Source organism: Vulcanococcus sp. CPBay_Sum15L08_68 (genome assembly GCF_017855895.1).
In the GTDB taxonomy this organism is placed as follows: domain Bacteria; phylum Cyanobacteriota; class Cyanobacteriia; order PCC-6307; family Cyanobiaceae; genus Vulcanococcus.
This window is the reverse complement of sequence record NZ_JAFMFX010000020.1, coordinates 11583-33829: the sequence shown is the minus strand read 5'-3', so window position 1 is coordinate 33829 and position 22247 is coordinate 11583. Positions and strand designations below refer to the sequence as shown.

28 protein-coding genes are annotated in these 22247 nt (G+C 66.6%); 13 read left to right on the top strand and 15 right to left on the bottom strand.

Features of this window, described 5'->3' with window-relative positions; all coding sequences use genetic code 11:
- Both QZ189_RS05245 and QZ189_RS05240 read left to right on the top strand, forming a co-directional pair.
- Positions 1-221 (top strand): DALR anticodon-binding domain-containing protein (locus QZ189_RS05245; protein WP_296421158.1); only part of this gene is annotated, 221 nt, incomplete at its 5' end.
- Complete coding sequence (locus QZ189_RS05240) at positions 221-1309, top strand: histidinol-phosphate transaminase (protein WP_296421156.1); 1089 nt, start codon at positions 221-223, stop codon at positions 1307-1309. The genes QZ189_RS05245 and QZ189_RS05240, both read left to right, overlap by 1 nt.
- Here the strand turns inward: QZ189_RS05240 and QZ189_RS05235 are convergent.
- From QZ189_RS05235 to prfB, 6 genes are all read right to left on the bottom strand, one after another.
- Entirely contained in the window at positions 1306-2016 is a 711-nt protein-coding gene (locus QZ189_RS05235) for an MBL fold metallo-hydrolase (protein ID WP_296416570.1), read from the bottom strand. The two genes, QZ189_RS05240 and QZ189_RS05235, sit on opposite strands and share 4 nt — an antisense overlap.
- 25 nt (positions 2017-2041) lie before the next feature.
- Positions 2042-2638: an aminodeoxychorismate/anthranilate synthase component II gene (locus QZ189_RS05230; protein ID WP_296419134.1), complete on the bottom strand. Its 597-nt coding sequence runs from the start codon at positions 2636-2638 to the stop codon at positions 2042-2044.
- Positions 2639-2661: 23 nt separating this feature from the next.
- Complete coding sequence (locus QZ189_RS05225) at positions 2662-3138, bottom strand: diacylglycerol kinase family protein (RefSeq protein ID WP_296419131.1); 477 nt, start codon at positions 3136-3138, stop codon at positions 2662-2664.
- A gap of 36 nt (positions 3139-3174) precedes the next feature.
- Entirely contained in the window at positions 3175-3738 is a 564-nt protein-coding gene (gene ybeY, locus QZ189_RS05220) for an rRNA maturation RNase YbeY (protein ID WP_296416567.1), read from the bottom strand.
- A gap of 4 nt (positions 3739-3742) precedes the next feature.
- Positions 3743-3934 (bottom strand): DUF3285 domain-containing protein, encoded by a 192-nt coding sequence (locus tag QZ189_RS05215; protein WP_010313447.1) that lies wholly within the window; start codon positions 3932-3934, stop codon positions 3743-3745.
- Positions 3927-5055 (bottom strand): peptide chain release factor 2 gene (gene prfB, locus QZ189_RS05210; protein ID WP_296416566.1). Its coding sequence is split into 2 segments (ribosomal slippage): positions 3927-4979 and positions 4981-5055, totalling 1128 coding nucleotides; the frame shifts between segments, so codons are not numbered across the junction. The genes QZ189_RS05215 and prfB overlap by 8 nt, the downstream gene beginning before the upstream one ends.
- A 116-nt stretch (positions 5056-5171) precedes the next feature.
- Here prfB and grxC point away from each other — a divergent pair.
- A complete protein-coding gene (gene grxC / locus QZ189_RS05205; protein ID WP_247476841.1) occupies positions 5172-5429 on the top strand; it encodes a glutaredoxin 3 in 258 nt (85 codons plus the stop codon).
- Between the two features lie 2 nt (positions 5430-5431).
- Positions 5432-6415 carry a glutathione synthase gene (gene gshB / locus QZ189_RS05200; RefSeq protein WP_296421154.1) on the top strand — a complete coding sequence of 328 codons (984 nt, stop codon included), beginning with the start codon at positions 5432-5434 and terminating at the stop codon, positions 6413-6415.
- Here gshB and QZ189_RS05195 read toward each other — a convergent pair.
- On the bottom strand, positions 6404-7279 hold the full coding sequence (locus QZ189_RS05195) for an ion transporter (RefSeq protein ID WP_296416564.1): 876 nt from the start codon (positions 7277-7279) through the stop codon (positions 6404-6406). The genes gshB and QZ189_RS05195 overlap by 12 nt on opposite strands.
- Positions 7279-8703 carry an isochorismate synthase gene (locus QZ189_RS05190; RefSeq protein WP_296416563.1) on the bottom strand — a complete coding sequence of 475 codons (1425 nt, stop codon included), beginning with the start codon at positions 8701-8703 and terminating at the stop codon, positions 7279-7281. Before QZ189_RS05190 ends, QZ189_RS05195 begins: the two co-directional genes overlap by 1 nt.
- Positions 8704-8825: 122 nt before the next feature.
- Here QZ189_RS05190 and menA point away from each other — a divergent pair, with 122 nt between their 5' ends.
- The 4 genes from menA to QZ189_RS05170 are packed head-to-tail and all read left to right on the top strand — an operon-like array spanning position 8826 to position 12172.
- Positions 8826-9677 (top strand): 2-carboxy-1,4-naphthoquinone phytyltransferase, encoded by an 852-nt coding sequence (gene menA / locus QZ189_RS05185; protein ID WP_296421165.1) that lies wholly within the window; start codon positions 8826-8828, stop codon positions 9675-9677.
- Complete coding sequence (menC, locus tag QZ189_RS05180; protein ID WP_296421151.1) at positions 9677-10648, top strand: o-succinylbenzoate synthase; 972 nt, start codon at positions 9677-9679, stop codon at positions 10646-10648. The genes menA and menC overlap by 1 nt, the downstream gene beginning before the upstream one ends.
- Positions 10645-11859, top strand: a complete 1215-nt coding sequence (locus QZ189_RS05175) for an AMP-binding protein (RefSeq protein WP_296421149.1) — start codon at positions 10645-10647, stop codon at positions 11857-11859. Before menC ends, QZ189_RS05175 begins: the two co-directional genes overlap by 4 nt.
- A gap of 46 nt (positions 11860-11905) precedes the next feature.
- Positions 11906-12172, top strand: a complete 267-nt coding sequence (locus QZ189_RS05170; protein ID WP_010313418.1) for a TM2 domain-containing protein — start codon at positions 11906-11908, stop codon at positions 12170-12172.
- Between the two features lie 166 nt (positions 12173-12338).
- On the opposite strand, the gene QZ189_RS05165 is transcribed toward QZ189_RS05170, so the two are convergent.
- Entirely contained in the window at positions 12339-12788 is a 450-nt protein-coding gene (locus tag QZ189_RS05165; protein ID WP_010313415.1) for a thioesterase family protein, read from the bottom strand.
- A 60-nt stretch (positions 12789-12848) separates the two neighbouring features.
- Between QZ189_RS05165 and QZ189_RS05160 the strand changes: the two genes are divergently transcribed.
- Complete coding sequence (locus QZ189_RS05160) at positions 12849-13532, top strand: hypothetical protein (protein ID WP_296421147.1); 684 nt, start codon at positions 12849-12851, stop codon at positions 13530-13532.
- Here the strand turns inward: QZ189_RS05160 and QZ189_RS05155 are convergent.
- Together QZ189_RS05155 and QZ189_RS05150 are read right to left on the bottom strand one after the other, a co-directional pair.
- Positions 13525-13953, bottom strand: a complete 429-nt coding sequence (locus QZ189_RS05155; protein ID WP_296421145.1) for a DUF2752 domain-containing protein — start codon at positions 13951-13953, stop codon at positions 13525-13527. The genes QZ189_RS05160 and QZ189_RS05155 overlap by 8 nt on opposite strands.
- Positions 13943-15127 (bottom strand): NAD(P)H-quinone oxidoreductase subunit H, encoded by a 1185-nt coding sequence (locus QZ189_RS05150; protein ID WP_010313409.1) that lies wholly within the window; start codon positions 15125-15127, stop codon positions 13943-13945. The genes QZ189_RS05155 and QZ189_RS05150 overlap by 11 nt, the downstream gene beginning before the upstream one ends.
- 50 nt (positions 15128-15177) lie before the next feature.
- Here QZ189_RS05150 and rsmH point away from each other — a divergent pair, with 50 nt between their 5' ends.
- Entirely contained in the window at positions 15178-16092 is a 915-nt protein-coding gene (gene rsmH, locus QZ189_RS05145) for a 16S rRNA (cytosine(1402)-N(4))-methyltransferase RsmH (protein WP_363155389.1), read from the top strand.
- Here the strand turns inward: rsmH and QZ189_RS05140 are convergent, their stop codons facing one another.
- Both QZ189_RS05140 and QZ189_RS05135 read right to left on the bottom strand, forming a co-directional pair.
- Positions 16093-16863, bottom strand: a complete 771-nt coding sequence (locus QZ189_RS05140) for a hypothetical protein (protein WP_296421140.1) — start codon at positions 16861-16863, stop codon at positions 16093-16095.
- Between the two features lie 74 nt (positions 16864-16937).
- Entirely contained in the window at positions 16938-18086 is a 1149-nt protein-coding gene (locus QZ189_RS05135; RefSeq protein ID WP_296416189.1) for a cysteine desulfurase family protein, read from the bottom strand.
- A 20-nt stretch (positions 18087-18106) separates the two neighbouring features.
- Here QZ189_RS05135 and QZ189_RS05130 point away from each other — a divergent pair, with 20 nt between their 5' ends.
- From QZ189_RS05130 to QZ189_RS05120, 3 genes are read left to right on the top strand one after another with little or no spacing between them, the layout of a single operon-like run.
- Entirely contained in the window at positions 18107-18646 is a 540-nt protein-coding gene (locus QZ189_RS05130; RefSeq protein ID WP_296416190.1) for a hypothetical protein, read from the top strand.
- Between the two features lie 9 nt (positions 18647-18655).
- Complete coding sequence (locus QZ189_RS05125) at positions 18656-19387, top strand: response regulator transcription factor (RefSeq protein ID WP_247476856.1); 732 nt, start codon at positions 18656-18658, stop codon at positions 19385-19387.
- A complete protein-coding gene (locus QZ189_RS05120; RefSeq protein ID WP_296421139.1) occupies positions 19380-20336 on the top strand; it encodes an RluA family pseudouridine synthase in 957 nt (318 codons plus the stop codon). Before QZ189_RS05125 ends, QZ189_RS05120 begins: the two co-directional genes overlap by 8 nt.
- Here the strand turns inward: QZ189_RS05120 and bchM are convergent.
- Together bchM and QZ189_RS05110 are read right to left on the bottom strand one after the other, a co-directional pair.
- Complete coding sequence (gene bchM, locus QZ189_RS05115; protein ID WP_247476860.1) at positions 20307-21032, bottom strand: magnesium protoporphyrin IX methyltransferase; 726 nt, start codon at positions 21030-21032, stop codon at positions 20307-20309. The two genes, QZ189_RS05120 and bchM, sit on opposite strands and share 30 nt — an antisense overlap.
- Before the next feature lie 32 nt (positions 21033-21064).
- Positions 21065-22216, bottom strand: coding sequence for an N-acetylglucosamine-6-phosphate deacetylase (locus QZ189_RS05110; protein ID WP_296416192.1), 1152 nt, complete (start codon positions 22214-22216; stop codon positions 21065-21067).
- Positions 22217-22247: the final 31 nt, after the last annotated feature.

The following is a 22247-nucleotide window of genomic DNA, read 5'->3' as shown; positions in this document are numbered from 1 at the left end:
ATGCGGTGATCGCCGAGGTGGAGGAGGAGTTGCTGCCCAATCGCCTCTGCACCTATCTCTTTGAACTGAGCCAGGTCTTCAACCGCTTCTACGACCAGGTGCCCGTGCTCAAGGCTGAGCCAGAGGCCCTGCCGTCTCGCCTGGCCCTTTGCCGTCTGACCGCCGACACCCTCAAACTGGGCTTGGGTCTGTTGGGTATCCCAACGCTGGATCGGATGTGATGGAGCAACCGTCGCCATTGGCTCGCCCCGAGGTGGAGAGCCTGCATGCCTACAGCGCCCCCCTGGAGGGACGCCGAAAGCTCCTGCGGCTGGATTTCAACGAGAACACCGTCGGCCCAAGCCCCCGCGTTGTTGAAGCGCTGCGCTCCATTCCCGCCGATCACATCGGTATCTATCCGGAGTACGACGGTCTGCGCGAAGCGGTGGTCGCCAACCTTGGGCTCCCGCTGCAGCCCGAGCAGGTCGGTCTATTCAATGGCGTTGATGCGGCGATTCATGCCGTCTTCCACGCCTATGGCGACCGCGGTGAGACGTTGCTCACCACCTCGCCAACCTTTGGTTACTACACCCCCTGCGCTCAGATGCAGGGGATGGTGATTGAGGCCGTTCCCTACGTCGGGGAGTCCTTCGAGTTCCCTCTGGAGGCGATTCGCGAGCGCCTGCAGGCCCTGCAGCCTCGTCTGCTTCTGATCTGCAACCCCAACAACCCCACGGGAACTCGCTTGGCTCCGGAGCTGATCCTTGAGCTCGCGGCCGCGGCTCCGGCAACCCTGGTGGTGGTGGATGAGCTCTACGAGGCCTTCACCGGTGACAGCGTGCTGCCCACGGCCGATTTCGCCGCCACTCCGAATCTGCTGGTGCTGCGCTCCTTGGCCAAAACCGCCGGCCTGGCGGGGCTGCGCATCGGCTTTGCCCTGGGCCATCCCTCGGTGGTGGATCGCATCAGCCGCGTCACGGGGCCCTATGACATCAACAGCTTTGCGGTCACCGCGGCCTTCGCGGCCCTGAAGGATCAGGCCTACGTGGATGCCTACGTGCAGGAGGTGTTGCAGGCCCGCACCTGGATGGCCCAGCAGCTCAAAGCAGCTGGAGTGCGCCACCACATCGATGGTGGGAACTATCTGCTGGTCTGGCCGAAGAACGATCCAGCACGGATCGATCAGGGGTTGCGGGAGGCGGGAATCCTGGTGCGGGCGATGACCGGCAAGCCGTTGATTGATGGCTCACTGCGGGTCAGCCTGGGAACCACAGCGCAGATGCAGCAGTTCTGGGCGGCCTATGCCGCCCTGGAAGGACTCGCGGCCTAGCGCATGACGTCGATCTGGGTGCCCTCGCCGAGCTTGCCCGGCAGGCTCAGCACCCGGCCGACCCGTTTGACGCTGGTGCCCTTCATGGCCTCCAGGAAGGGTTCGACGCTGCTTTGGTCGCAGTTCGCCGGGGTTTTGCCGCTGACGTACTGCACTGGGATCACCCGCTTGGGTGCCAACTCACGCACCACCGCCGCGGCTTCCGCCCCGTCGTAAACCTTGGCGCCGCCGCCGACACCGACGATCAGCACGTCGGGCTTGCCCAGCAGCACACGATCCTCAGGACTCAGCTGGGCGGCTGTGCCACCGAGGTGGGCAAAGCTCAGGCCGCCCTGGTTCCAGCGCCAGAGGGTGGCCTGGCCGAAGCGCCGACCGCCAAAACGGTCGTGGGGTGCGGAGATGCCTTCGATCTTGAGGCCGGCGAGGCGGTAGGAGCCCGGTTGGCTCAGAAACTTGCCTTTCGCCACTGGAGCGCCTTCATCCAGCAGCAGGCTGCTGGCGAGAATCACATTGGCGCTGACCCGGGGTTCCGCCAGTCCTGAGGCGCAGGCCACGGCCTTGAACGGGTTCACCAGAACCTTGGCGCCACCGCCTTGGATCAGCAGGGCGCTGTGGCCGTAGCTGGTGATCGTCACACCGGTGTTGGCACTCGCCGCCAGGGGCAGGGCGACGGCTGCGGCAGCCAGGGTGCGGATCAGCAGGGCCATGGAGCAGCTGGAGTTGGGCCGAACGTTAGCCGGCTGCCGCTTGGGCCAGGAAATTTCCAAGGAGCTGATGACCGCTCTGGGTGAGGACGCTTTCCGGGTGGAACTGCACCCCCTGCAGATGGGGGTACTCCCTGTGGCGCAGGCCCATGATCGTGCCGTCTTCGAGCCAAGCGGTGATCTCGAGGCAGTCGGGCAGGGACTCCCGCTCGGCAATCAGGCTGTGGTAGCGGGTGGCCGTTAGGGGGTTGGGCAAGCCGGCGAAGACCCCAGCACCCTCATGGAGCACCGGTGAGGTCTTGCCATGCATCAGCTCCTTGGCTCGGATCACCTTGCCGCCGTAGACCTGGGCAATGGATTGATGGCCCAGGCAAACCCCCAAGGTGGGGATCCTTGGGCTGAGTTCTCTCAGGACCTCGAGGCAGACCCCGGATTGATCCGGGTCGCCGGGGCCCGGCGAAATCAAGATGGCGTCGGGGTTGAGCTCACGGATCTGCTCCAGGCTCAAGGCGTCGTTGCGCTCGACCCGCAGGTCTTCAGTGATGGGGTGGTCGGCCGCCAGTTCACCCAGGTACTGCACCAGGTTGAAGGTGAAGCTGTCGTAGTTGTCGAGAACGAGAAGCATCAGCCCTGCAGCCAGGGCACCATTCAAACGCCCAGACGGACCAAGAGGGCGGGGAGCACCAGCAGCGCCGCGATCACCAAGGAACTCAGGGCAGCCACCAAGACCGCTGCGGCGGCGCAATCCTTGGCGATTCGAGCCAGGGGGTGAAATTGCCGGCCGATGGCCAGGTCGACCACCGCTTCGGTGGCGGTGTTGATCAGTTCCAGCACCAGGACGGCGGCCACGGTCAAGACCAGGACGGCCAGTTGGGGCAGGGGCAGCTGCAACCAGAGGCCCAGGCCAAAGACACAGGCCCCGGTCACCACATGGATGCGGAAATTCCGCTGGCTGCGGAAGCCGTAGATCAGGCCCTGGGCGGCATAGCGAAAGCTGGCCGGCAGATCACTGGCGACCTGCCAGGCTCCGAGCCGCCGCACCTTATTGCCAGCACCAGTTCCCGCCTCGCTCGCCTGATGCAGGCCTCGCCTGGAGGTTGGATCCGGGTCCTGGGGTTGAAGCATGGGCAAAGGCGACTGGTGCAGCCCTTTGGCCGCACCCTACCGCTGCTGGGTCCCGGCGAGAAGCTGCTGCTGCCTCTGCAACATCGCCTCGAGGCTGGCGTCGTCGGGATGGTCCCAGCCCAGCAGGTGCAGCAAGCCATGGGTGGCCAGGAACAGCAGTTCCTCCCGCAGGTTGTGCCCGTGTTCCGGGGCCTGCCGCGCAGCGGTTTCGACGGAGATGACGATGTCGCCGAGCTCCAGGGCATCGAGCAATCCCTCCTCCCCGTCGAAGTCGGGCATGGGGATCGCTGGGGCGTCGTCCAGGCCGTCGTCCTGGGCGGCGAAGGCCAGCACGTCCGTCGCCCCTTCCTTGTCACGCCAATCGCTGTTGAGGGCAGCGATCTCTTCGTCGTTCACCAGGCTCAGGCCGAGGCTGTAGGCCGGCGCCTGGAGGGGCTCTGGGAGTTCGCCCTTGAGCTGGCTCAGCCAGCCGTTGATCAGTGCATGCCAGGGCTCGATCCCCTGGATCGGATCGCAGAGCTCAGCGGCAGCCTCAACCAGGGCTTCCGGTAGATCCTCCGCGGCCTCAAAGGCCAAATCCAGGTCGGGTTCGGCCGTCATCGCTTCAGGCTCCAGGTACTTGGGGTTTGCCCAGCCAGGCCACCAGGACGATGAAGCCGACAAACCCCAGGGCGGTCAGGCCGAAGTGGAACAGGCTCAACTTGCCCTTGCGCACCATGTTGCGCATCGCCAGTTTCGTGAAACTGGGGTTCTCACCGGCCGCGCCGGAGGTCTCTTGCGTCGTGGGATCAGTCATCGCTGCTGGCTCCGGCCACTTCAACGCCGGCATGCAGCAGGCTCTGGATGAAGGGATCGAGATCGCCATCCATCACGCCTTGCACGTCGGTGGTTTCGTGCTGGGTGCGCAGGTCTTTCACCATTTGGTACGGGTGGAAGACGTAGTTGCGGATCTGGTTGCCCCAAGCCGCTTCGACGATGTCGCCGCGGATGTCGGCGATCTCAGCGGCGCGCTGCTCCTGGGCGATCACCAGCAGCTTGGCCATCAGCAGGGCCATGGCCTTTTCCTTGTTCTGGAGCTGGGAGCGCTCCTGGGTGCAGCGCACGAACAGACCCGTCGGGATGTGGAGGATGCGCACGGCGGTCTCCACCTTGTTCACGTTCTGGCCGCCGGCGCCGCCTGAGCGTGAGGTGGTGATCTCCAGGTCCTTTTCGGGAATATCCAGCTTCACCTCCTCCTCGATCTTGGGCATCACCTCCACGCCCGCGAAGCTGGTTTGGCGCTTGTCGTTGGCGTTGAACGGTGAGATGCGCACCAGCCGGTGGGTGCCCTTCTCGTTGCGCAGATAGCCGTAGGCGTAGCGGCCCTCGATTTCAATCGTGCAGCTTTTGATCCCCGCCTCTTCCCCGTCGCTGAGTTCGTCCACGGTCACCTTCATGCCGTGGTCTTCGGCCCAGCGGGTGTACATCCGCATCAGCATCAGCGCCCAGTCCTGGGCGTCGGTGCCGCCGGCGCCGGCATTGATGCTGATCACGGCCCCCTCTTTGTCATAGGTGCCGCTGAGCAGGCGCTCGAGCTCCCAGCGATCGAGGTCCGCCCGCAGCTTCTTCAGCGCTGCGTCCGATTCGCTGAGTAATTCGTCATCGGGCTCGAGCCCATAGATCTCAACCGTGGCCTCGGCGTCGGCCACGGCCCCCTGCCACTGGCTCAGCTGCTCGAGCTGGGCTTTCACCTCATCGAGCTGGCGCATCTTGGACTGCGCCAGCTTTTGGTCATCCCAAAAATCTGGCTGGGAGGCCAGTTGCTCGAGATCCTGTTGCCGTGCTTTCAGTGCAGCGACGTCAAAGACAGTCCTGGGCATTGCCCAGGCGGTCAGTGAGCTCAGAGAGATCGCGCTTGAAGTCGGTGAGGTCGAGCACCAGGCCGAGAGGAACTTGGTTTGACCGTATCAGCGCAGGCCTTGGGCGGGTCGGCTTCCCGTCCAAGACCCTCAAATCTCGCTTCTAGGATTTCGAAACGCTTGAGAAGTGGCGCCATGCCGACGGTTGAGATCTACACCTGGCGCGCCTGTCCGTTTTGCATTCGCGCCAAGGCGCTCCTGGATCGCAAGGGTGTGACCTACACCGAATACGCCATTGACGGCGATCAGGCCGCCCGCCGGGCCATGTCTGAGAAAGCGGGTGGACGCACCAGTGTTCCCCAGACCTTCATTAACGGTGAACACGTCGGCGGCTGTGATGACCTCTACGCCCTTGAGCGCAGTGGCCAGCTCGATGCCCTGCTGGGAGCCTGAGCTTGAGCGCTCTCACTAGCGGTCTGCCCGCGCAGCTGTTTGTGATCGATCCGATCGCACGGCTGCGTCCAACCAAAGACTCCAGCGTCGCCCTGATGCAGGCGGCCCAGCGCGCCGGTCAGCAGGTCTGGGTCTGTACGCCAGCCCAGCTCTCCGTGCAAGGCCAGGACGCCCTGGTGCAGGCCCAGCCGATTCGCTTGGCTGAGATCAGGCCGACGGCGAGCGGCTGGGACCTTCCGGACCAGTGGTTTGAAGCGGATGAGCCCCGCTGGCTTCCCCTCAGCAGCTTTCCGCTGGTGTGGATGCGCAAGGACCCACCGGTGGATGAGGCGTACCTCTACGCCACCCACCTGTTGGAGCTGGCGGAGCGCCAGGGGGTGCGGGTCCTGAATCGCCCCGCTTCGCTGCGGGCTTGGAACGAAAAGCTGGGAGCGCTGCGTTGGAGCCATCTGATGGCCCCCAGCCTGGTCAGCGCTGATGTGGAGCAACTGGCGGCCTTTGCCGCAGACCACGGTGATGTGGTGCTCAAACCCCTCGGCGGGCGAGCCGGTCAAGGGGTCGTGCGCAGCCATGGAGCAGCGCCGGGTTTGAAGGCCCTGCTTGAGCTGGTCACGGCCCAACAGGCCCTGCCGGTGATGGTCCAGGCCTTTCTCCCGGCGGTGACGGCCGGCGACAAGCGCATCCTCTTGGTGGATGGTGAGCCCCTGGGGGCGGTGAACCGAAAGCCTGCGGCCGGGGAGTTCCGCAGCAACCTCGCGGTGGGTGGCTCGCCCCAGGCGACGGAACTGACGGAGCGGGAGCGTCAGATCTGCGCGGAGTTGACCACAAGCCTGCGGGCGGAGGGGCTGTTCTTCGTCGGCATCGACGTCATCGATGGACGCCTGAGTGAGATCAATGTCACCAGCCCCACCGGGGTGCGTGAGGTGGAGCGGCTGAGCGGCATCCCCCTGGCCGATCAGACGATGGAGCGCCTCCTAGCTGGGTAGGCCTGCTCCGCAGTGATCGCAGAACTGAGCTTCAGCCCTGTGGCTCGTGGTGTGGCACTGCCCGCAGCTGCGCTGCACCAGGGTCGGTTGCAACCGCTGCATCTGCTGGAATTTCGCCCCAACAATTCCAGTGGGAACGGCAATGATGCTGTAGCCCAGGAGCATCACCAATGAGGCCACAAAGCGGCCGAGGGGTGTGACTGGAGCGACATCGCCGTAGCCCACGGTCGTGATGGTCACGACGGCCCAGTAGATGCCGATCGGGATGCTGCGGAAGCCGCTCTCGGGGCCTTCGATCACGTACATCGCGGTGCCGATCAACACCACCAGCGCAACGATGGTCAGCAGGAACACCGTGATCTTGCGGCGGCTCTGGACGAGGGCCTGACGCAGCTGATCGGCCTCCTTGAGGTAGGCCCCCAGCTTGAGGATCCGGAACACCCGCAGCAGGCGCAGCACCCGAATGATCAGAAAGGCCTGACCGACGGGGATGCCAATGGTCAGGAGGGGCGGAATGCTCGAGACCAAATCCACCACGCCAAAAAAGCTGCGGGCGTAGCGCAGGGGCGTGCGGCTACAGAGCAGGCGCAGCAGGTACTCCAGGCTGAAGAGGGTGGAGAAGACCCACTCGGCACCGCTGAACCAGGGGCCAAACAGGCTGTCCAGCTGGCGATCACTTTCCAGAGCCACCAGCAGCACGCTGGAGCCGATGGCGATCAGCAGAGCGAGATCGAAGTTCTTGCCGGCGGGGGTGTCGGATTCAAAAATCACCCGCTCGAGTCGGGTTTTGCCGAGCCATTGGCGCAGGCCCAGGGCAGCCAGCAGGCAGAGGGCTAGGAGGACCGTGCCGACCCCCAGCTGCATCAGCGCAGGCTCTCGCTGTGGGGCAAATCGAGTTGCTGTTGGAGCACCCCGAGTTTCAGGGCGACTTCCGCCAGCTCGCGCTCAACCGCGGATCCGCGCACCAGGCCAGCGCCAGCGGTGAGCTCGAGCCGGCGGCCCTGGAGGCTGCCGCTGCGGATGGCGACGCGCAGTTCGGTGTCCCCTTCGCTGTCGATCCAGCCGATTGGTGCGGCGTAGTAGCCCCGCTCGAATGGCTCCAGGCTGCGCAGGGCAGCCATGGCCTCGCGGCGGGGAAGGCCGGCCACCGCCGGGGTGGGATGCAGGGCGGCCGCCAGGGAGAGCGGTTGTTGATCCTCGAGCGCCGCACTGATGGGGGTGTGCAGATGCACCATCTGCCCGTGCCTGGCCAGTCGCGGGTGACGCGGTCTGCGGGTGGTCAGGCCTGCGGCGCGCAGGACGTCGGTGATCGCTTCGACCACGAGTTCGTGTTCACGCCGGTCCTTGTCGGAGCGGGTCAGCAGCTCGGCAGTCGGCCCCACCGGCGCCGTGCCGGCCAGGGCGTCGCTGCGCAGTTGTCCCTGGCGCACCGTCAGCAGTCGCTCGGGCGAGGCGCCCAGCAGGGCTGGACCTCCAGCCTGCTGCCAGAGAAAGCGGCAGCTGCCGGGTTGGCGCAGCCGGAGTTGGGCCAACAGCTGGAGCGGATCCAGCGGTTGATCGAGGAGCAGTTGCTGGCGCACCGCCAGCACCAACTTGCGCAGGCGACCCTCCTCGACCAGTTCCACGCCGCGCTGCACCACAGAGCGGTAGCCCTCCTGCCAGGAGGAGCGGCTGGCGATGGCCGGACCGGGGGCATGCCCCTGGTCGGCGCAGGGATCGGAGGGCAGGGCACCCAGGCGCTCGGCCTGCTCCCAGAGTTCTTCGGCGACGCTGCGGGCGCTGATGTCCCCGCCGAGGTTGCGCTGCAGCCGCAGCCAGCAGTGGCGCCCCTGCTTGCTCAGCTGCCAACGGGGCAGGACCGCCTGAACGCCAGGCACCCCTTCGCCTTCGTGCAGGGGGCTGTCAAAAAACGAGAACGCCAGCAGCACCCTGGGCCGTGCCAGGGGCGGGCAGTGTTGCGGTGCGGCCAGGCGATTGAGGCTGACGGCACTGAAGCGCTGGGCTAATTCGAAGCGCCGGGGACCGCTGAGTTCCAGGCTGTTGCAGCGTCCGCTGGCGGCGAGGCACAGCCCGGGGGCGCTGTCCCAGAGGAAGCGAAACCGCTCTCCCTCTTCCAGCTGGCTGAGCAGCGCCATCGGATCCCGGCTGGGGATCGCCACGGCCAGGCTGAGCACGCCCTCTCCCTCGAGCTGGCGCTCACCTGCCTGGGCGGCGGTCAGCAGATCGCTGAAGCTGGTTGTGACGCTGGTGGGGGCCTGCAACCGAAACGGGCCGATGCGGCTGCTCAAATGTATGGGCCTTCCCGCACCTCGAGTTGCCTCTGCCCGCTGACGAGCCTCAGGTCGTCGCAAGCCTTCATGCCCCTGCCGCCGAGCGCAGGCGCCTGTGGAAGGCTGCGATCAAGTGGCCGATGTATGCCGTGGCCGTGATGCCAGTCCTGCTGGCCGCCGGTTGGCGTGTGCAGCAGGAGCTCCCGGTGCGGCTGGATCAGCTGCTGTTGTTTCTGCTCGCGGCCGTGCTGCTGCTGGCTTGGGAGAACCTGGCCAATGACGTCTTTGATGCGGATACGGGCGTCGATGCCAACGGGAAGCCCCATTCCCTGGTGAATCTCACGGGCCGGCGGGATCGGGTGTCGCTTCTGGCCAATGGAGCTCTGTTGCTCGGCCTGCTGTTGATGGCCCTGGTGGCTGCGCGCAGCCATGGCGCCGTGCTGGCCCTGGTGCTGGCCTGCTGCGGTCTGGGCTACCTCTACCAAGGCCCCCCGTTCCGCCTGGGCTATCGCGGTCTGGGAGAGCCCCTTTGCTGGTTGGCCTTCGGTCCCTTGGCGACGGCCGCCGGCTTGATGGCCCTCGCCCCAGCGGGAGCAGCGGCGGTGCCCTGGCGGGCGGCCCTGGAGTTGGGCAGTGGTCCGGCCTTGGCGACGACCTTGGTGCTGTTCTGCTCCCACTTCCATCAGGTGGAGGAGGACGCGGCCCATGGCAAACGCTCTCCTGTGGTGCGCCTGGGCACGGGACGGGCGGCGGCCCTGGTGCCCTGGTTTGTGGCGGGTTGCCTGGCGTTTGAGTGGGCGCCGGTTCTGGTGAACCATTGGCCCTTGACCGCACTGCTGGGGGCGGCGGGCTTGCCTCCAGCCCAGGCCCTGATTCGCCTGCTGCGGGAGCACCACCGCGAACCGGAGCGCATCAGTGGCAGCAAGTTTTTGGCCCTGCGTTTCCAGGCCCTCAACGGCTTGGGTCTGGCCCTGGGCTTGGCCTTGGGCTGATGCAACTGCAGTGGCGGCCCTATTGCTTTCGGCTGCCCAGTGCCTTGGTCAGTGCCCAAGGACGCTGGCTGGATCGTCGGGGTTGGTTGCTGCGACTGCAGGGACCGGCTGGGCGCTTGGGATGGGGGGAGGTGCCCGAGCTGCCCGCCGCCTGGATCAAACCTGAGCCAGGGCGGCTTCCGCTGCAGCAGGCCCTCGAGCAATTCCCGCTGGAGCAGGAGCGCAGCGGACTCGAGGCGCAGCTGCCCGAGCTGCCCAGTGCCTTGGCCTTGGGCTTGGGGATGGCCCTGGCTGAGCTGGATGGCCTGGGCGAGGACGGCTGGCTCCAGGCGCCCACCTCCGCTGAGCTTCTGCCGGCTGGTTCGGAGGTTCTCCCGGCCATGGCGGCCCTGCTGGAGCGTTCATCCGCGGCTCCCCGGACTGTGAAGTGGAAGGTGGCGGTCGGCGCTGACGCCCAGGAGCGCGCGCTGTTGGATCGGTTGCTGGAGCAACTCCCAGCGAATTGGCACCTGCGCCTGGATGCCAACGGCGCCTGGGATCGTCAGACGGCCCAGGGTTGGGCGGAGCGCCTGCAGGGCGAGTCGCGCTTGCAGTGGCTGGAGCAACCGCTGGCTCCAGCTGATGTCCAGGGGCTGAGGACCCTGGCGGAGCGCGTTCCAGTGGCCCTCGATGAAGCCCTGCGGCAGTGCCCGGAGCTCTATGGCGCCGACTGGACGGGCTGGCGCGTGCACCGGCCCCTGGCGGAGGGCGATCCGCGTCCTCTGCTTCAGCAGTTGCAGCGGGGCCTGCCCCGCCTGGTGGTCAGCACGGCCTTCGAGACAGGGATTGGCCGGCGCTTTCTGCATCACCTGGCCGGTCTCCAGGCCCTCGGCCCCACTCCGGTGGCCCCGGGCCTGGCGCCCGCCTGGCAGCCAGAGGGCCCCCTGTTCAGCGCCGATCCCCAGCAGGTTTGGGAGGCGGCAGCCCCATGAGCCCTTTGCAGTTGCTGCTGGATCAGGGGGACCGTGCGGCCTTGGCCGAGCAGCTGCGGTTGAGTTGGCGCGATGGACTGACCACGGCGGTGGTGGCGCCCCAGGAACAGGAGACGGTGGCGCCCCTACTGGAGGCAGCCCTGCCAGCCGGCCTGGGCCCGGGAGTCGTGCTGGGCACCGGCGGCAGTGCCGGCGCGCGCCGCTGGTGCCTGCAGCCCTTGGCTGGCCTGCAGCGCGCGGCCACAGCCACGGCCGAATGGCTCCTGGGCGTCGGCCTCGACCCAGGGGCCTGTGAGCTGCTCAACCCCCTGCCGCTGCACCACATCAGTGGCCTGATGCCCCTGGTGCGGGCCGAGCAGTGGCGGGTGCCCATGCGTTGTTTGCCGCCGCAGTGGTTGCGGGACCCGGCGCTGCTTGTTGAAAACGCCCCCCTCGATCGCAAGCGGCCGGCGCTGGTCTCACTGGTGCCAACGCAGCTGCAGCGGCTGCTGGAGGATCCCCGCGCTCTGGCCTGGTTGCGCGGCTGTGCCGTGATCTGGGTCGGCGGAGCGGCCTTGCCGCAGGCGCTGGCGGAGGCCTGCCGGCGCGAGGGCCTGCACCTGGCCCCCTGCTACGGCAGTACGGAGACGGGGGCGATGGTGGCGGCTCAGTTGCCGCAGGCTTTTTTGGCGGGACAGAGCGGTTGCGGTCAGCCCTTGGCCCATGCCGAGCTGCAGGTTGACCCCAGCAGTGGCGCCCTGCAGATCCGCGGCGAGAGCCTGGCGGCGGCCCTCTGGTCTGGTGAGGCCTGGGAGCCCCTGCCGCTGCAGCAGGGCTGGTGGAGCAGTGGCGACCTCGCCCGCCTTGATGCGGGTGGTCTTCAGCTGCTGGGCCGACTGGATGGTGCGATCCAAAGCGGCGGGGAAACGGTGTTCCCTGAGCAGGTGGAGCTGGTGTTGCAGCAGCAGCTCAAGCAGGCGGGTCTGCCGATCGAGTCGCTGCTGCTGCTTCCGGTAGAGGACCCCCTGTGGGGCGCCCGCTTGCTGGCCCTGGTGCGGCCGGCCGGACCGCAGGACTGGCCAGCGCTGGTGCGCTCTCTGCAGCGGCTGGCAGAGCTGTTGCCTCCGGCCCAGCGGCCCCGTCAGTGGCTCTGCTGTGAGGGCTTGGAGCGCAATGCCATGGGCAAGTGGGAGCGCCAGCGCTGGCGCCATTGGCTCGAGTCCCTGCCGTGACAGATCCAGCGGCCTTTGCTAGAAGCGGCCTGTGGCGGGAGGACCGATGGTCGAGAGCAACCTCACCGAAGCCAGCAATAAAAAGCTCGCGGCTGGCCTGCTGGCGATCTTTTTGGGCTCATTCGGTGTGCACAAATTTGTGCTGGGTTACAACACCGCTGGGCTGATCATGTTGCTGGTCACGGTGTTGACCTGTGGCATCGCTGGTTTTGTGATGGGCGTGATTGGAATCATTGAGGGAATCATCTACCTCACGAAGACCCCAGAAGAATTCGAGTCGATCTACATCCAGAACAGCAAAGAGTGGTTCTGAGGTGTGGCCTTGAAGTCGGCCCATCGCTGGATCCTGCCGCTCTCCGCTCTGGTCAGTGTGGGCTTGTTCTCAACGGTTCCGGCGCAGGGATTCCACCCCTTTGCTCTGCTGGCGAGTTTGCTGCCGCTGCAACTGGCTGCGCTGTTCTGGTGCCTTGGCGTTGTTTCTAAAGGGGCTGAATCCCGCCTTGTAGGGCAGAGGCTTCCAGCCAACGATTGATCCCTGGCGGTAATTCACAGCGTTGCCGGCCGTCGCTGCGGATGGCCAGATGGCGTGTGAGCCCCTCAGCGACCAGCTGGTCGTCGCTGCTGAAGCTGTAGCGCACTTCAAAGCAGCCCGGATCGAGCCGCGTCGGTTTCAGGCTGATGGCCAGCGGGGATCCGCAGACCAAAGGGCGGCGGAAATCGGCGCTGCAGTGAACGATCGGTAGGCCCACCTCTGGAGTGCACCCAGGGGTCGGGAAAATCTCGGCTGCGTTGAGGCCAAAGCGCTCGAGGCTTTCTTCGTAGGCCTCATGGCACCAGCGCAGGAGCTGTTGAAAGTGCATGACCCCGGCGGCGTCGGTTTCACCGAAACGCACGCTGCGGCAAAGCATCAACCAGCTGTTCGGATTCATTGCAGGCCGAAGTCAAACCCGCGAAGGGCTCTGCACGATGGGTTCAGTTTGAGGGATGACATGGCCTCGCCGCTGGCTACGGAATCACCCAGCATTAATCGGGCCTGGGAAGCCTTTGTTGCTCACGTGCCTGCGATTTTGTTGGCCTGGATCGCGGCGATGGGCATCAGCGTGATCGGCACGGTGGTCTATTTCGTGATCAGTGCCTTGCTGACGATGCTCAGCGGCGCCGACCCCAATGGCGGTGGAACGGTGTTGGCGATGGTCCTGGGGCAGCTCGGTCAGTTGCCCTTCATGGTCCTCTCCAGTTTCGTCGGGGTGTTGCTTGCGGCTATTCCCGCTCTCTATTACGAACGCGGTGAGGTGATTACGGTTCAGGCTGCCTTTGCAGCGCTGTTCGAGAAGCCCTGGCGTTACCTCTGGGCCGGTGTTCTGTTTACGGTCCTGGTTCTGGTGGGCTTCCTCTTTTGCGTGCTTCCAGGGGTGTTGATCTTGTTCGTCACCCCTCTCTATGTGAATCGCATTTTCAACACCAACTTGAGCGTGACCGATGCTTTTGCCGCGTCGGTCCAGGCCCTCTTTCGCTCTCCCCAGGGGATCCAGTATTTGGGTCTGGAACTGCTAACGACCCTTCTTGTTCTGGTGGTGTCGATCTGCACCTGTGGTTTTGGTGCCCTGTTGGCGCTACCAGTCAGTTCCTTCTATTTGCAGAACGCTGCCTACAACAAGGGGCTGATTAGCTGAGCTGCCCCAGCGGGAAGTGCAGCAGCCCAGGCCCTGGCCAGCCACCAAAGCTCACCCCGACGCGCAGGAGCCAATAGCCCAGGAGGGTGACGACACCAGCGCCGACTGGCCAGGCCGGGATCCCCCGCGGCAGCAGGCGCCTTTGGCGGATCGAGAACACGGACCAAGCCAGTAGGGCCCCTGCCACCACTGGACCAAAAGCATGGAGCTGCAGGGCCCCATCAAGATTGCCGGTCAAGCTGGCGGCAGTGGCGCGGGTCAAATAGCAGGTCGGGCAGGGAACGCCCGTGAGTGCCCGCAGCGGACAGCTCCAGCCGGGCAGGCCCGGGTGCAGGCCCTTCAGCCAGAGCGCGCCGGTGAGTCCGGCAGGCAGCAGATAGCCGCTGCGTTGAATCCGTTGAAGAAACCGATTAGCGGTCAACCGAGCCCATGATCACGTCGATCGAGCCCAGGATCGCCATGATGTCGGCCACCTTGGCCCCCTTGAGGATGTGGGGAAGGATCTGCAGGTTGGTGAAGTCGGCCGCGCGGATCTTGAAGCGCCAGGGGGTCACATCGTTGTTGCCCTGCAGGAACACACCGATCTCTCCCTTGCCTGATTCCAGACGGGTGTAGAGCTCGCCGTTGGGGATCTTGAAGGTGGGCGCCACTTTCTTGGCCACGATCTGATAGTCGAAGCCAGCGAATTCACTGCCCTTGCCCTCGGCCATGCGGCGGGCTTCCAGGTTTTCGGTCGGGCCGCCCGGGATCATTTCGCAGGCCTGCCGCAGGATCTTGAGGGACTGGCGCATCTCCTCGATGCGCACGCGGTAGCGGGCGAAGCAGTCGCCTTCCTTCTCCCAGGCCACGTTCCAGTCGAAGTCGTCGTAGCACTCGTAGTGGTCGACCTTGCGCAGGTCCCAGGGCACCCCGGAGGCGCGCAGCATTGGGCCCGACAGGCTCCAGTTGATCGCCTGCTCGCGGGTGATCGTGCCGAGACCCTCAATCCGCTTGCGGAAGATCGGGTTGTTGGTGATCAGCTTTTCGTACTCGTCGATCTTGGGGCCGAACCAGTCGCAGAAGTCCAGGCACTTGTCCAGCCAGCCGTAGGGCAGGTCCGCTGCAACACCACCAATGCGGAAGTAGTTGTTGTTGATCAGACGCTGACCGGTGGCTGCTTCCCAGAGGTCGTAGATCATCTCCCGCTCGCGGAAGATGTAGAAGAACGGCGTCTGGGCGCCCACGTCCGCCAGGAAGGGGCCAAGCCAGAGCAGGTGGTTGGCGATGCGGTTGAGCTCAAGCATCAACACGCGGATGTAGCTGGCCCGCTTGGGCACCGGCACGTCGGCCAGGCGCTCCGGGGCGTTGACCACGATCGCCTCGTAGAACATCCCAGCCGCATAGTCCATGCGGCTGACGTAGGGCACGAACATCACGTTCGTGCGGTTCTCGGCAATCTTTTCCATGCCGCGGTGGAGGTAGCCGATGACCGGCTCGCAATCCACCACGTCCTCACCGTCCAGGGTCACCACAAGCCGCAACACCCCGTGCATCGAGGGGTGGTGGGGCCCGAAGTTGACCACCATCGGCTCCGTGCGCGTTTCCAGCTGCGTCATGGGGCCGAGGAAGAGGGCTCGCTGGCGGGATCTTAGGAAGGAAGGGCCCGTTGCTTACACCTCCGCTGGCACAGGCCTTTGATCACGTGCCTGTGCTGGCGGCGCAGGTCTTGGCCAGTTTCACTGCGCTGGAACCCCTTTTGCAGGAGCGGGGCGGTGGCCTGCTGATCGATTGCACCCTCGGTGGGGGCGGCCACAGCGCCCTGTTGCTCGAGGCGCACCCAGGCCTGAGACTCGTGGGCTTGGACCAGGACCCCACGGCCCGCCAGGCCGCGGCGGAGCGCCTGGAGCCCTTTGGGGACCGGGTCAGCATCGTGGCGACCAACTTTGCGGACTACCAGCCCCAGGAGCCAGCTCTGGCGGTGATGGCGGATCTGGGGGTCAGTAGTCCCCAGTTGGATGTGGCGGAGCGGGGCTTCAGCTTTCGCCAGGACGGTCCCCTGGACATGCGCATGAACCCGCAGGCCGGTGAGACCGCGGCGGAGCTGATCGAGCGCCTGGAGGAGACGGAGCTGGCGGATTTGATCTACGCCTACGGAGAGGAGCGGCTCTCCCGCCGCATCGCCCGCAAGATCAAGCAGCACCTCGCTGAACAGGGGCCCTTCGCCGGCACCGATGCCCTGGCCTACCTGGTGGCGGGTTGCTACGCCCCCAAGGCGCGCCGCGGACGGATCCATCCCGCGACCCGCACCTTCCAGGCCCTGCGCATCGCCGTCAACGATGAACTGGGGGTCCTGGATCGCCTGCTCCAGCAAGCCCCCGACTGGTTAGAGCCCGGCGGCCTGATGGGGGTGATCAGTTTCCACTCCCTTGAGGATCGCCGCGTCAAAACCGCCTTCAGCAGTGATGAGCGGCTGCAACGGGTGACCCGAAAACCAGAAACGGCTGGAGAGGAGGAGCAGAGCTCCAACCCTCGCAGCCGTTCCGCGAAATGGCGCGTCGCTAGGCGGCGCGATCTGAGCTGATCAGTTGTTGCTCATGATCCCGGTGTGGTCCTGGCTGCCGAACAGCTGGCGGTAGGCCGCGGTGCTCACGCAGATCAGCACCGGAGCGAGTACCAGCAGGCCACCGGCGTTGAACAGGTAGGCGACGCCAGCGACGACGCTCTCGACGATCACGAACCACAGCACGGTCCACCAGCTGGGGTTGACCCCGTCGATGCCGGCCTGCAGGGTCTCCACAGGACGCTTGGTGCCATAGAGGGACATCGGCACCAGGAACTGCTGAGTCACCACCAGCCAGATCTTGAAGATCGCGAAGGCGATCACGGGGATCCAGAACAGCACGGTGTTGACCTTGCCGAGGCCGAAGCCGATGCCCCAGGCGACGGCGCCCACGACGGTCAGCACGATCACCAGCAGCAGGCTGGAGCCGAAGAGGCGGCCGCTGGCATCGCTATCCCAGCGGGTGAAGCTGCTGAAGCTGGGTTTCTGGCCTTCGAGGCTGGTCCAGGCACCGCGGGTCAGCCCCACGGCGGCCCAGAGGGCCACGATGATGTAGCCGATGATTCCGACCACCAGGCCGATCTTGGTGGCGACGGGATGAAGCAGGGCCGGAGCGCCCAGGGCCAGGTGCAGCAGGCCGCTGGTGATCAGGCCGATGAAGGGGGCCATGATCACCAGCACCAGCACCTGGAACAGCACGAAGGGCCAGGGGGCGCGGCAGAAGGCCTGCCAGCCATCCTCAATCGCTCGCAGGATCGAGAGCTTGTTGGTGCCTGGGGTGGGCAATCCCATCGAAAAAGCAGGTGTTTGGCCGGAAAGTAGCGACCGCGACAGCGCCTGCCTACCAATGTTGAGCTTTTGAAGCGCTAGGCCCGGCGAAGGGTCTTGAGCGTTTCCTCCAGGACGTCCCCCGCCCGCTCCACATCGGCGCCGCTGCTCGAGCGCCCCAGGCTGAAGCGCACCGAGGCGGCGGCCTCCAGGCGGCTGCGGCCCAGGGCTTGGAGCACGTGGGAGGGTTCGCCCGCGGCGCAGGCGGAGCCGCTGCTGACCGCCAGGCTGCGGCGCAGGGCTTGATGCAGGGCGGTGCCCTCGACGCCCTTGATGCTGATGTTGAGGTTGTGGGGCAGGCAGGGGGCTTCGGCGCCGTTGCGCTGGATGCCGCCCAGGGCCTGGCAGCGCTGCCAGAGGGCATCCCGCAGCCCGGCGAGCCGCAGGCCCCGTGCCTCGCGATCCGCCTCGGCCAGCTGCACGGCCTTGGCGAGGCCGACGATCAAGGGCACCGGCAGGGTGCCCGCCCGCAGGCCCCGCTCTTGGCTGCCCCCGTGCTGTTGCGGCGCGAGATCGACCCCAGGGGCGATGGCCAGGGCGCCGATGCCTTTGGGGCCATAGAGCTTGTGACCGCTGAAGCTGAGCAGGTCGATGCCGAGCGCGCGCGGCTGCAGGGGCAGATGGCCGACCGCCTGGGCGCCATCGCAGTGGAACAGCACCTGCTGCTGGCGGCAGAGCTGGCCGATGGCCTCGAGCGGCTGGAGAACGCCGATCTCGTTATTGGCGGCCATGACGCTGACGAGCAGTGTCTCCGGGCTCAGGGCGGCCTCGAGCTGCTGCAGGTCGATCAGTCCATTGGCCTGGGGGGCCAGGCAGACCAGCTCAAAGCCATGCCCCGCCAGGTAGCGCATCGGATCGAGCACGGCCCGGTGTTCGGTCGCCAGGCAGATCAGGCGCCGGCGGGTGCCGCCGCGACGCAACTCCGCCTCCGCCACCCCCTTGATCGCCAGGTTGTTGGCTTCGCTGGCACCGCTGCAGAAGATCAGCTCTTCAGCCGTCAGACCCAGGGCGCCGGCGATGGCGGTCCTGGACTGCTGGACCACCGCAGCGGCGGTCAGCCCGGGTCGATGCAGGCGGCTGGCGGGGTTGGCGAACGCGTCGCTCCACCAGGGCGCCATCGCTTCCACCACCGCCGGATCGCAGGGGGTGGTGGATTGATAGTCGAGATAGGTGACGCCGGAGGCCATGGACGCCCATGCTGGCAACCATGCTGCCGAACTCGGGCGCCATGGGCCGTCGCATTGCACTGCTGTCGTTGCTGCTGGGCGCCGCCGCCGCTGCAGGGCTGGGCGCCCAGGCCCAGGAGGTGCGCGATGGCGTTTTCTTCAAGCCCTCGGAGCAGCGCCCGGCCGATCTGGTGGTGCTGCGGGAATGGGGAACGATCGAGGGGGTGCACCTGATTGGGGTGCACGGCGTGAAGCCCGATCCCAATGACCCCACGGCGCGAACCATCGTCGTCTGGGTGGAATCCCCGACTGGGGTGGAGCTGGCCGTGGACAACCTGCGCTGCAGTGCCAGTGCGCCGATGCGCCTGACCAAGCGCCGCAACGAACTCTTGATCAAGGAGCTCAACCCCGGCGGCCAGGTCACCGAGGCCAACCGCTTGGATCACAAGATCTGGTGGGCCGCCTGTTTCCCCGAGCAGGCCGGCAAGGATCCCGCCACCCTCACGGCCCTGGCCAAGCAGTTGGGCTACTCCGGCCAGCTGATCGAGCAGCAGCAGGTCCTGCCTGGAAACCCTCGATAGATTGCGGCGATGAGCCTCGAACCTGATACCCAACAAGACGTCACGCCAGCGGCACCAGCCCGTTTGCTGTTGGTGGATGACGAACCGGGGTTGCGCACGGCCGTGCAGGCCTACCTCGAAGACGAGGGCTTTGTCGTCACGACGGCCGTCGATGGAGAGGACGGTTGGGCTAAGGCCCAGGAGCTGCTGCCCGACGTGGTGATCAGCGACGTGATGATGCCCCGCCTGGATGGCTACGGCCTGCTGCGCAAGCTGCGGGAGGACGAGCGCCTGGGCGGCACCCCCGTCATTTTCTTGACGGCCAAGGGCATGACGGCCGATCGCATCGAGGGCTTCCAGGCCGGCTGCGACGACTACATCCCCAAGCCGTTTGACCCCGACGAGCTGGTGGCCCGGGTGCACAACGTGGTCAAGCGCCAGGAGCGCCTGTTGACCGAGGCCGCCCGCTTCGCCGATGCCGACATCGGCCAGATGGCCAAGCAGATCACCGAGATCCGCTCCCTGCTGGCCACCGGTGGCAGCAAGCAGCCCACCGCGGCGGTCAAGCACGAGTTCACCCCCCGGGAGGCCTCGGTGTTGCAGCTGGTGGCGGAGGGAATGATGAACAAGGAGATCGCCCGGCGCCTGGAGACCTCGATCCGCAACGTCGAGAAGTACGTCAGCCGGCTGTTCACCAAGACCGGCACCGCCAGCCGCACGGAGCTGGTGCGCTACGCCCTCGAAAACGGCCTGGTTGAGTAGCGCCTGGCTGCCGGCGGCCCTCAACCGCGGTCACCGCTACCGGGACCGGGTCCAGGCGGCCGCCCAGAGCACGGTTGGCTACTACGCCGAGCGCTATGGCCATTCCGATCCGTCGGTGTGGAGGGAGCGCCTGGCCGCCGGTGAGATCTGGTGCAACGGCCAGCAGCTCCGGGCCGATGCAGCGTTGGCAGCCGGGGATCAGCTGATCTGGCATCGGCCCCCCTGGGAGGAGGCCGCCGTGCCGGTGCTGAGTCAGCGCGCGGTCGTCTTCGATGACGGTGATCTGCTGGTGCTGAACAAACCCAGTGGCCTGCCGGTGTTGCCCGCCGGCGGGTTTCTCGAACACACCCTGCTGACGCAGCTCCAGGCCTGGGCGCCCGAGGCCCGGCCCGTGCATCGCCTGGGGCGATTCACTTCGGGCCTGCTGGTCTGCGCGCGGCAGCGGGAGACCCGGGCGCAGCTCAGTGCCCAGCTGCGGGAGAGCACCGCAGCATCAGCCGTCAGCCGGGGCTGCCTGAAGGTCTACCGCGCCCTGACCGAGCCCTTGGCGGCCGACTGGCGCTGCGGCGAGAGCCGAGCGATCACGGTTCCCATTGGCCGGCGGCCCCATGCGCTGCTGGGGCAGTTGTGGTGCGCGGCCCTCCCGGGCGATCCCTCAGCCCTGGAGTCCCGTAGTGCCTTGACCCTGCTCGAGCGCCGGCCGGAGGGCTGTTTGGTGGAGGTGGAGATTGCGACGGGCCGGCCCCACCAGATCCGGATTCACACCGCCGCCTTGGGCTCCCCACTGCTGGGGGATCCCCTGTATCTGCCGGGCGGCGCGGCGCGCCCTGAGGTGCTGCCCGGAGCCGGTGGCTACCAGCTCCATGCCCATCGCCTGCGTTTGGAGCCGAGGGGTTTGGCGCTGGAGGCGCCCCTGCCCTCAGGCCTTCTCGAAGGCCAGCAGCCGTGAGAAGTAGAAGGGGGCTTTGTTCAGGCTGCGGCGCTTGAGCACGAAGCCCGCCGCTTCAGCGGCCTGGACAATTCCCTTCTCGCGCAGGGTGTAGGCGCGGGTGGTTTTGCTGGGTCCAGGGAAGAGCTGACCGATCTTCTTGAGCACCGCCAACACCGGTGTGTAGGGGGCAAAGCTGACGATCAGGTGCTTCTCAGCCATGGAGGCGAGGTGGCGCACCATGTCCTCGGCGGGTTCCTGGGGGTAGTGGATGAAGACATCCAGGCAGACCACGGTGTCGTAGCTGCCGCTCAGGCTCTCCAGGTCGGAGGCCAGGTAGCTGACGCGCCCTGGGGCGATGCCGGCTTCATTGGCCCGGCGCTCGGCTTCCTGGACCATGGCCCCCGAGAGGTCGGAGGCGGCAATCGAGCCGGCGCCCAGCTGCGCCAGCGGCAAGGTCAGGCTGCCGACGCCACAGCCGGCATCACAGAAGCTGCGGCCGCCCAGGTTCCCCTGCTCCTGGAGCCAGGCCAGCACGTTGTCGACGGTCTTCTGGTGGCCGATGCGGATGTTCCGCTGCACCTTGTTGACGTCACTGGACTCGCTGTAGATGCGGTTCCAGCGATCGAAACCGGTGGTTTCGAAGTAGCCCTTCACCTCTTGCTTCTCGGCCTGCTTCTCGGCGGCCTTGTCGTTGAGGAGCTGATCGGCGGGCATTCGGCGCAGGGGGGAGGTGGGGCGGATCCTATTCAGGCGGCCCGGCTCCAGCGCAGCTCAGCACTGGTCCCGCTCCAGCGCAGGGTTTCGCCGAGGGGCAGGCCCTGCAGTTGCTCCCGCACGCGGGTTGGCGCACCCAGCAGGCGCCGGGGCAGGACGGTGGCCGCGGCGATGGCGCGATCGGCATCGCCACTCCAACGGGCCAGGCGCCTGACCGCCTCGAGCAGGGGCAGGGTGACCCCGGCCAAGGTGCCGTCTTCGAGCCGGCAGCTCCCCTGTTCGACGATCAGGGTGCGCTCATCCCAGCGATGCAGCCCGTCGGCCAGGCCATAGGGAGCGAGGGCATCGCTCACCAGCACGACCTGCTCGGGTGCCAGCCGCTGCAGCAGGACCGCCATGGTCGGATCCACATGGACGCCATCGGCGATTAAGCCCAGGGCCACGTCCCCGCGTCGGACGGCGGCGCCAATCGGTCCAGGACTGCGGTGTTGCAGTCCTGCCATTGCATTGAAGCTGTGGGTGAGCATCCCCACCCCCTGCTCGAAGGCATGGGAGGCCTGCTCCGCCGTGGCCTCGCTGTGCCCGAGGCTGACCACAATCCCTCGGCTGCGCAGGGCGGCGATCACGGCATCGGCACCCGGTAATTCCGGAGCCAGGGTCACCAGGGCGATGTCCTCTTCGAAGCCGCCGATGCGGGCCTCGAGGGCCTCCAGGCTGGGGGTTGCCAGGTGCTCGGCCGGGTGGGCACCGCGTTTGCCATGGGCGAGAAAGGGGCCCTCCAGGTGTGCCCCCAGCAGCCGGCAGCGGCCGCGTTGGTGCTCTGCGCGCGCGTCCCTCAGCACCCCCAGGGCTTGGCGCAGGGGGGCGACCCCGCAGGTGACCAGCGTGGGACTGATGGCCTCCACCCCATCGCGCCAGAGCAGCTCGAGCAGCTCCAGCAATTTGGGCAGATCGCTGGGTTGCAATTCGGGGAAGGCCAGTCCGAGGCCACCGTTGATTTGCAGATCGATGCCGGCGGGACTGAGCCAGTCGCCAGACCAGTTCTCACCGGCGGCGGCGCTTCCCTGGGGCAGCGGCTGGATGGCGGCGATCTGCTCCTGGGCGAGGCCAATGCGCCAGAGCCCCGGCTCTCCAGGCAGGCGAACGTGGCTCAGCCAGCGCATTCGATGCGAGAACGGAACCATGTCATCCTCGCTGCGAACGCTGAAACGTGCC

Bases quoted from the DNA above. Each gene is read 5' to 3' on its own strand.
- QZ189_RS05240 (WP_296421156.1), top strand. From the start codon at position 221: ATGGAGCAACCGTCGCCATTGGCTCGCCCCGAGGTGGAGAGCCTGCAT.
- QZ189_RS05235 (WP_296416570.1), bottom strand. From the start codon at position 2,016: ATGGCCCTGCTGATCCGCACCCTGGCTGCCGCAGCCGTCGCCCTGCCC.
- QZ189_RS05230 (WP_296419134.1), bottom strand. From the start codon at position 2,638: ATGCTTCTCGTTCTCGACAACTACGACAGCTTCACCTTCAACCTGGTG.
- QZ189_RS05225 (WP_296419131.1), bottom strand. From the start codon at position 3,138: ATGCTTCAACCCCAGGACCCGGATCCAACCTCCAGGCGAGGCCTGCAT.
- ybeY (WP_296416567.1), bottom strand. From the start codon at position 3,738: ATGACGGCCGAACCCGACCTGGATTTGGCCTTTGAGGCCGCGGAGGAT.
- QZ189_RS05215 (WP_010313447.1), bottom strand. From the start codon at position 3,934: ATGACTGATCCCACGACGCAAGAGACCTCCGGCGCGGCCGGTGAGAAC.
- grxC (WP_247476841.1), top strand. From the start codon at position 5,172: ATGCCGACGGTTGAGATCTACACCTGGCGCGCCTGTCCGTTTTGCATT.
- QZ189_RS05195 (WP_296416564.1), bottom strand. From the start codon at position 7,279: ATGCAGCTGGGGGTCGGCACGGTCCTCCTAGCCCTCTGCCTGCTGGCT.
- menA (WP_296421165.1), top strand. From the start codon at position 8,826: ATGTATGCCGTGGCCGTGATGCCAGTCCTGCTGGCCGCCGGTTGGCGT.
- menC (WP_296421151.1), top strand. From the start codon at position 9,677: ATGCAACTGCAGTGGCGGCCCTATTGCTTTCGGCTGCCCAGTGCCTTG.
- QZ189_RS05175 (WP_296421149.1), top strand. From the start codon at position 10,645: ATGAGCCCTTTGCAGTTGCTGCTGGATCAGGGGGACCGTGCGGCCTTG.
- QZ189_RS05170 (WP_010313418.1), top strand. From the start codon at position 11,906: ATGGTCGAGAGCAACCTCACCGAAGCCAGCAATAAAAAGCTCGCGGCT.
- QZ189_RS05165 (WP_010313415.1), bottom strand. From the start codon at position 12,788: ATGAATCCGAACAGCTGGTTGATGCTTTGCCGCAGCGTGCGTTTCGGT.
- QZ189_RS05160 (WP_296421147.1), top strand. From the start codon at position 12,849: ATGGCCTCGCCGCTGGCTACGGAATCACCCAGCATTAATCGGGCCTGG.
- QZ189_RS05150 (WP_010313409.1), bottom strand. From the start codon at position 15,127: ATGACGCAGCTGGAAACGCGCACGGAGCCGATGGTGGTCAACTTCGGG.
- QZ189_RS05140 (WP_296421140.1), bottom strand. From the start codon at position 16,863: ATGGGATTGCCCACCCCAGGCACCAACAAGCTCTCGATCCTGCGAGCG.
- QZ189_RS05135 (WP_296416189.1), bottom strand. From the start codon at position 18,086: ATGGCCTCCGGCGTCACCTATCTCGACTATCAATCCACCACCCCCTGC.
- QZ189_RS05130 (WP_296416190.1), top strand. From the start codon at position 18,107: ATGCTGCCGAACTCGGGCGCCATGGGCCGTCGCATTGCACTGCTGTCG.
- QZ189_RS05125 (WP_247476856.1), top strand. From the start codon at position 18,656: ATGAGCCTCGAACCTGATACCCAACAAGACGTCACGCCAGCGGCACCA.
- bchM (WP_247476860.1), bottom strand. From the start codon at position 21,032: ATGCCCGCCGATCAGCTCCTCAACGACAAGGCCGCCGAGAAGCAGGCC.
- QZ189_RS05110 (WP_296416192.1), bottom strand. From the start codon at position 22,216: ATGGTTCCGTTCTCGCATCGAATGCGCTGGCTGAGCCACGTTCGCCTG.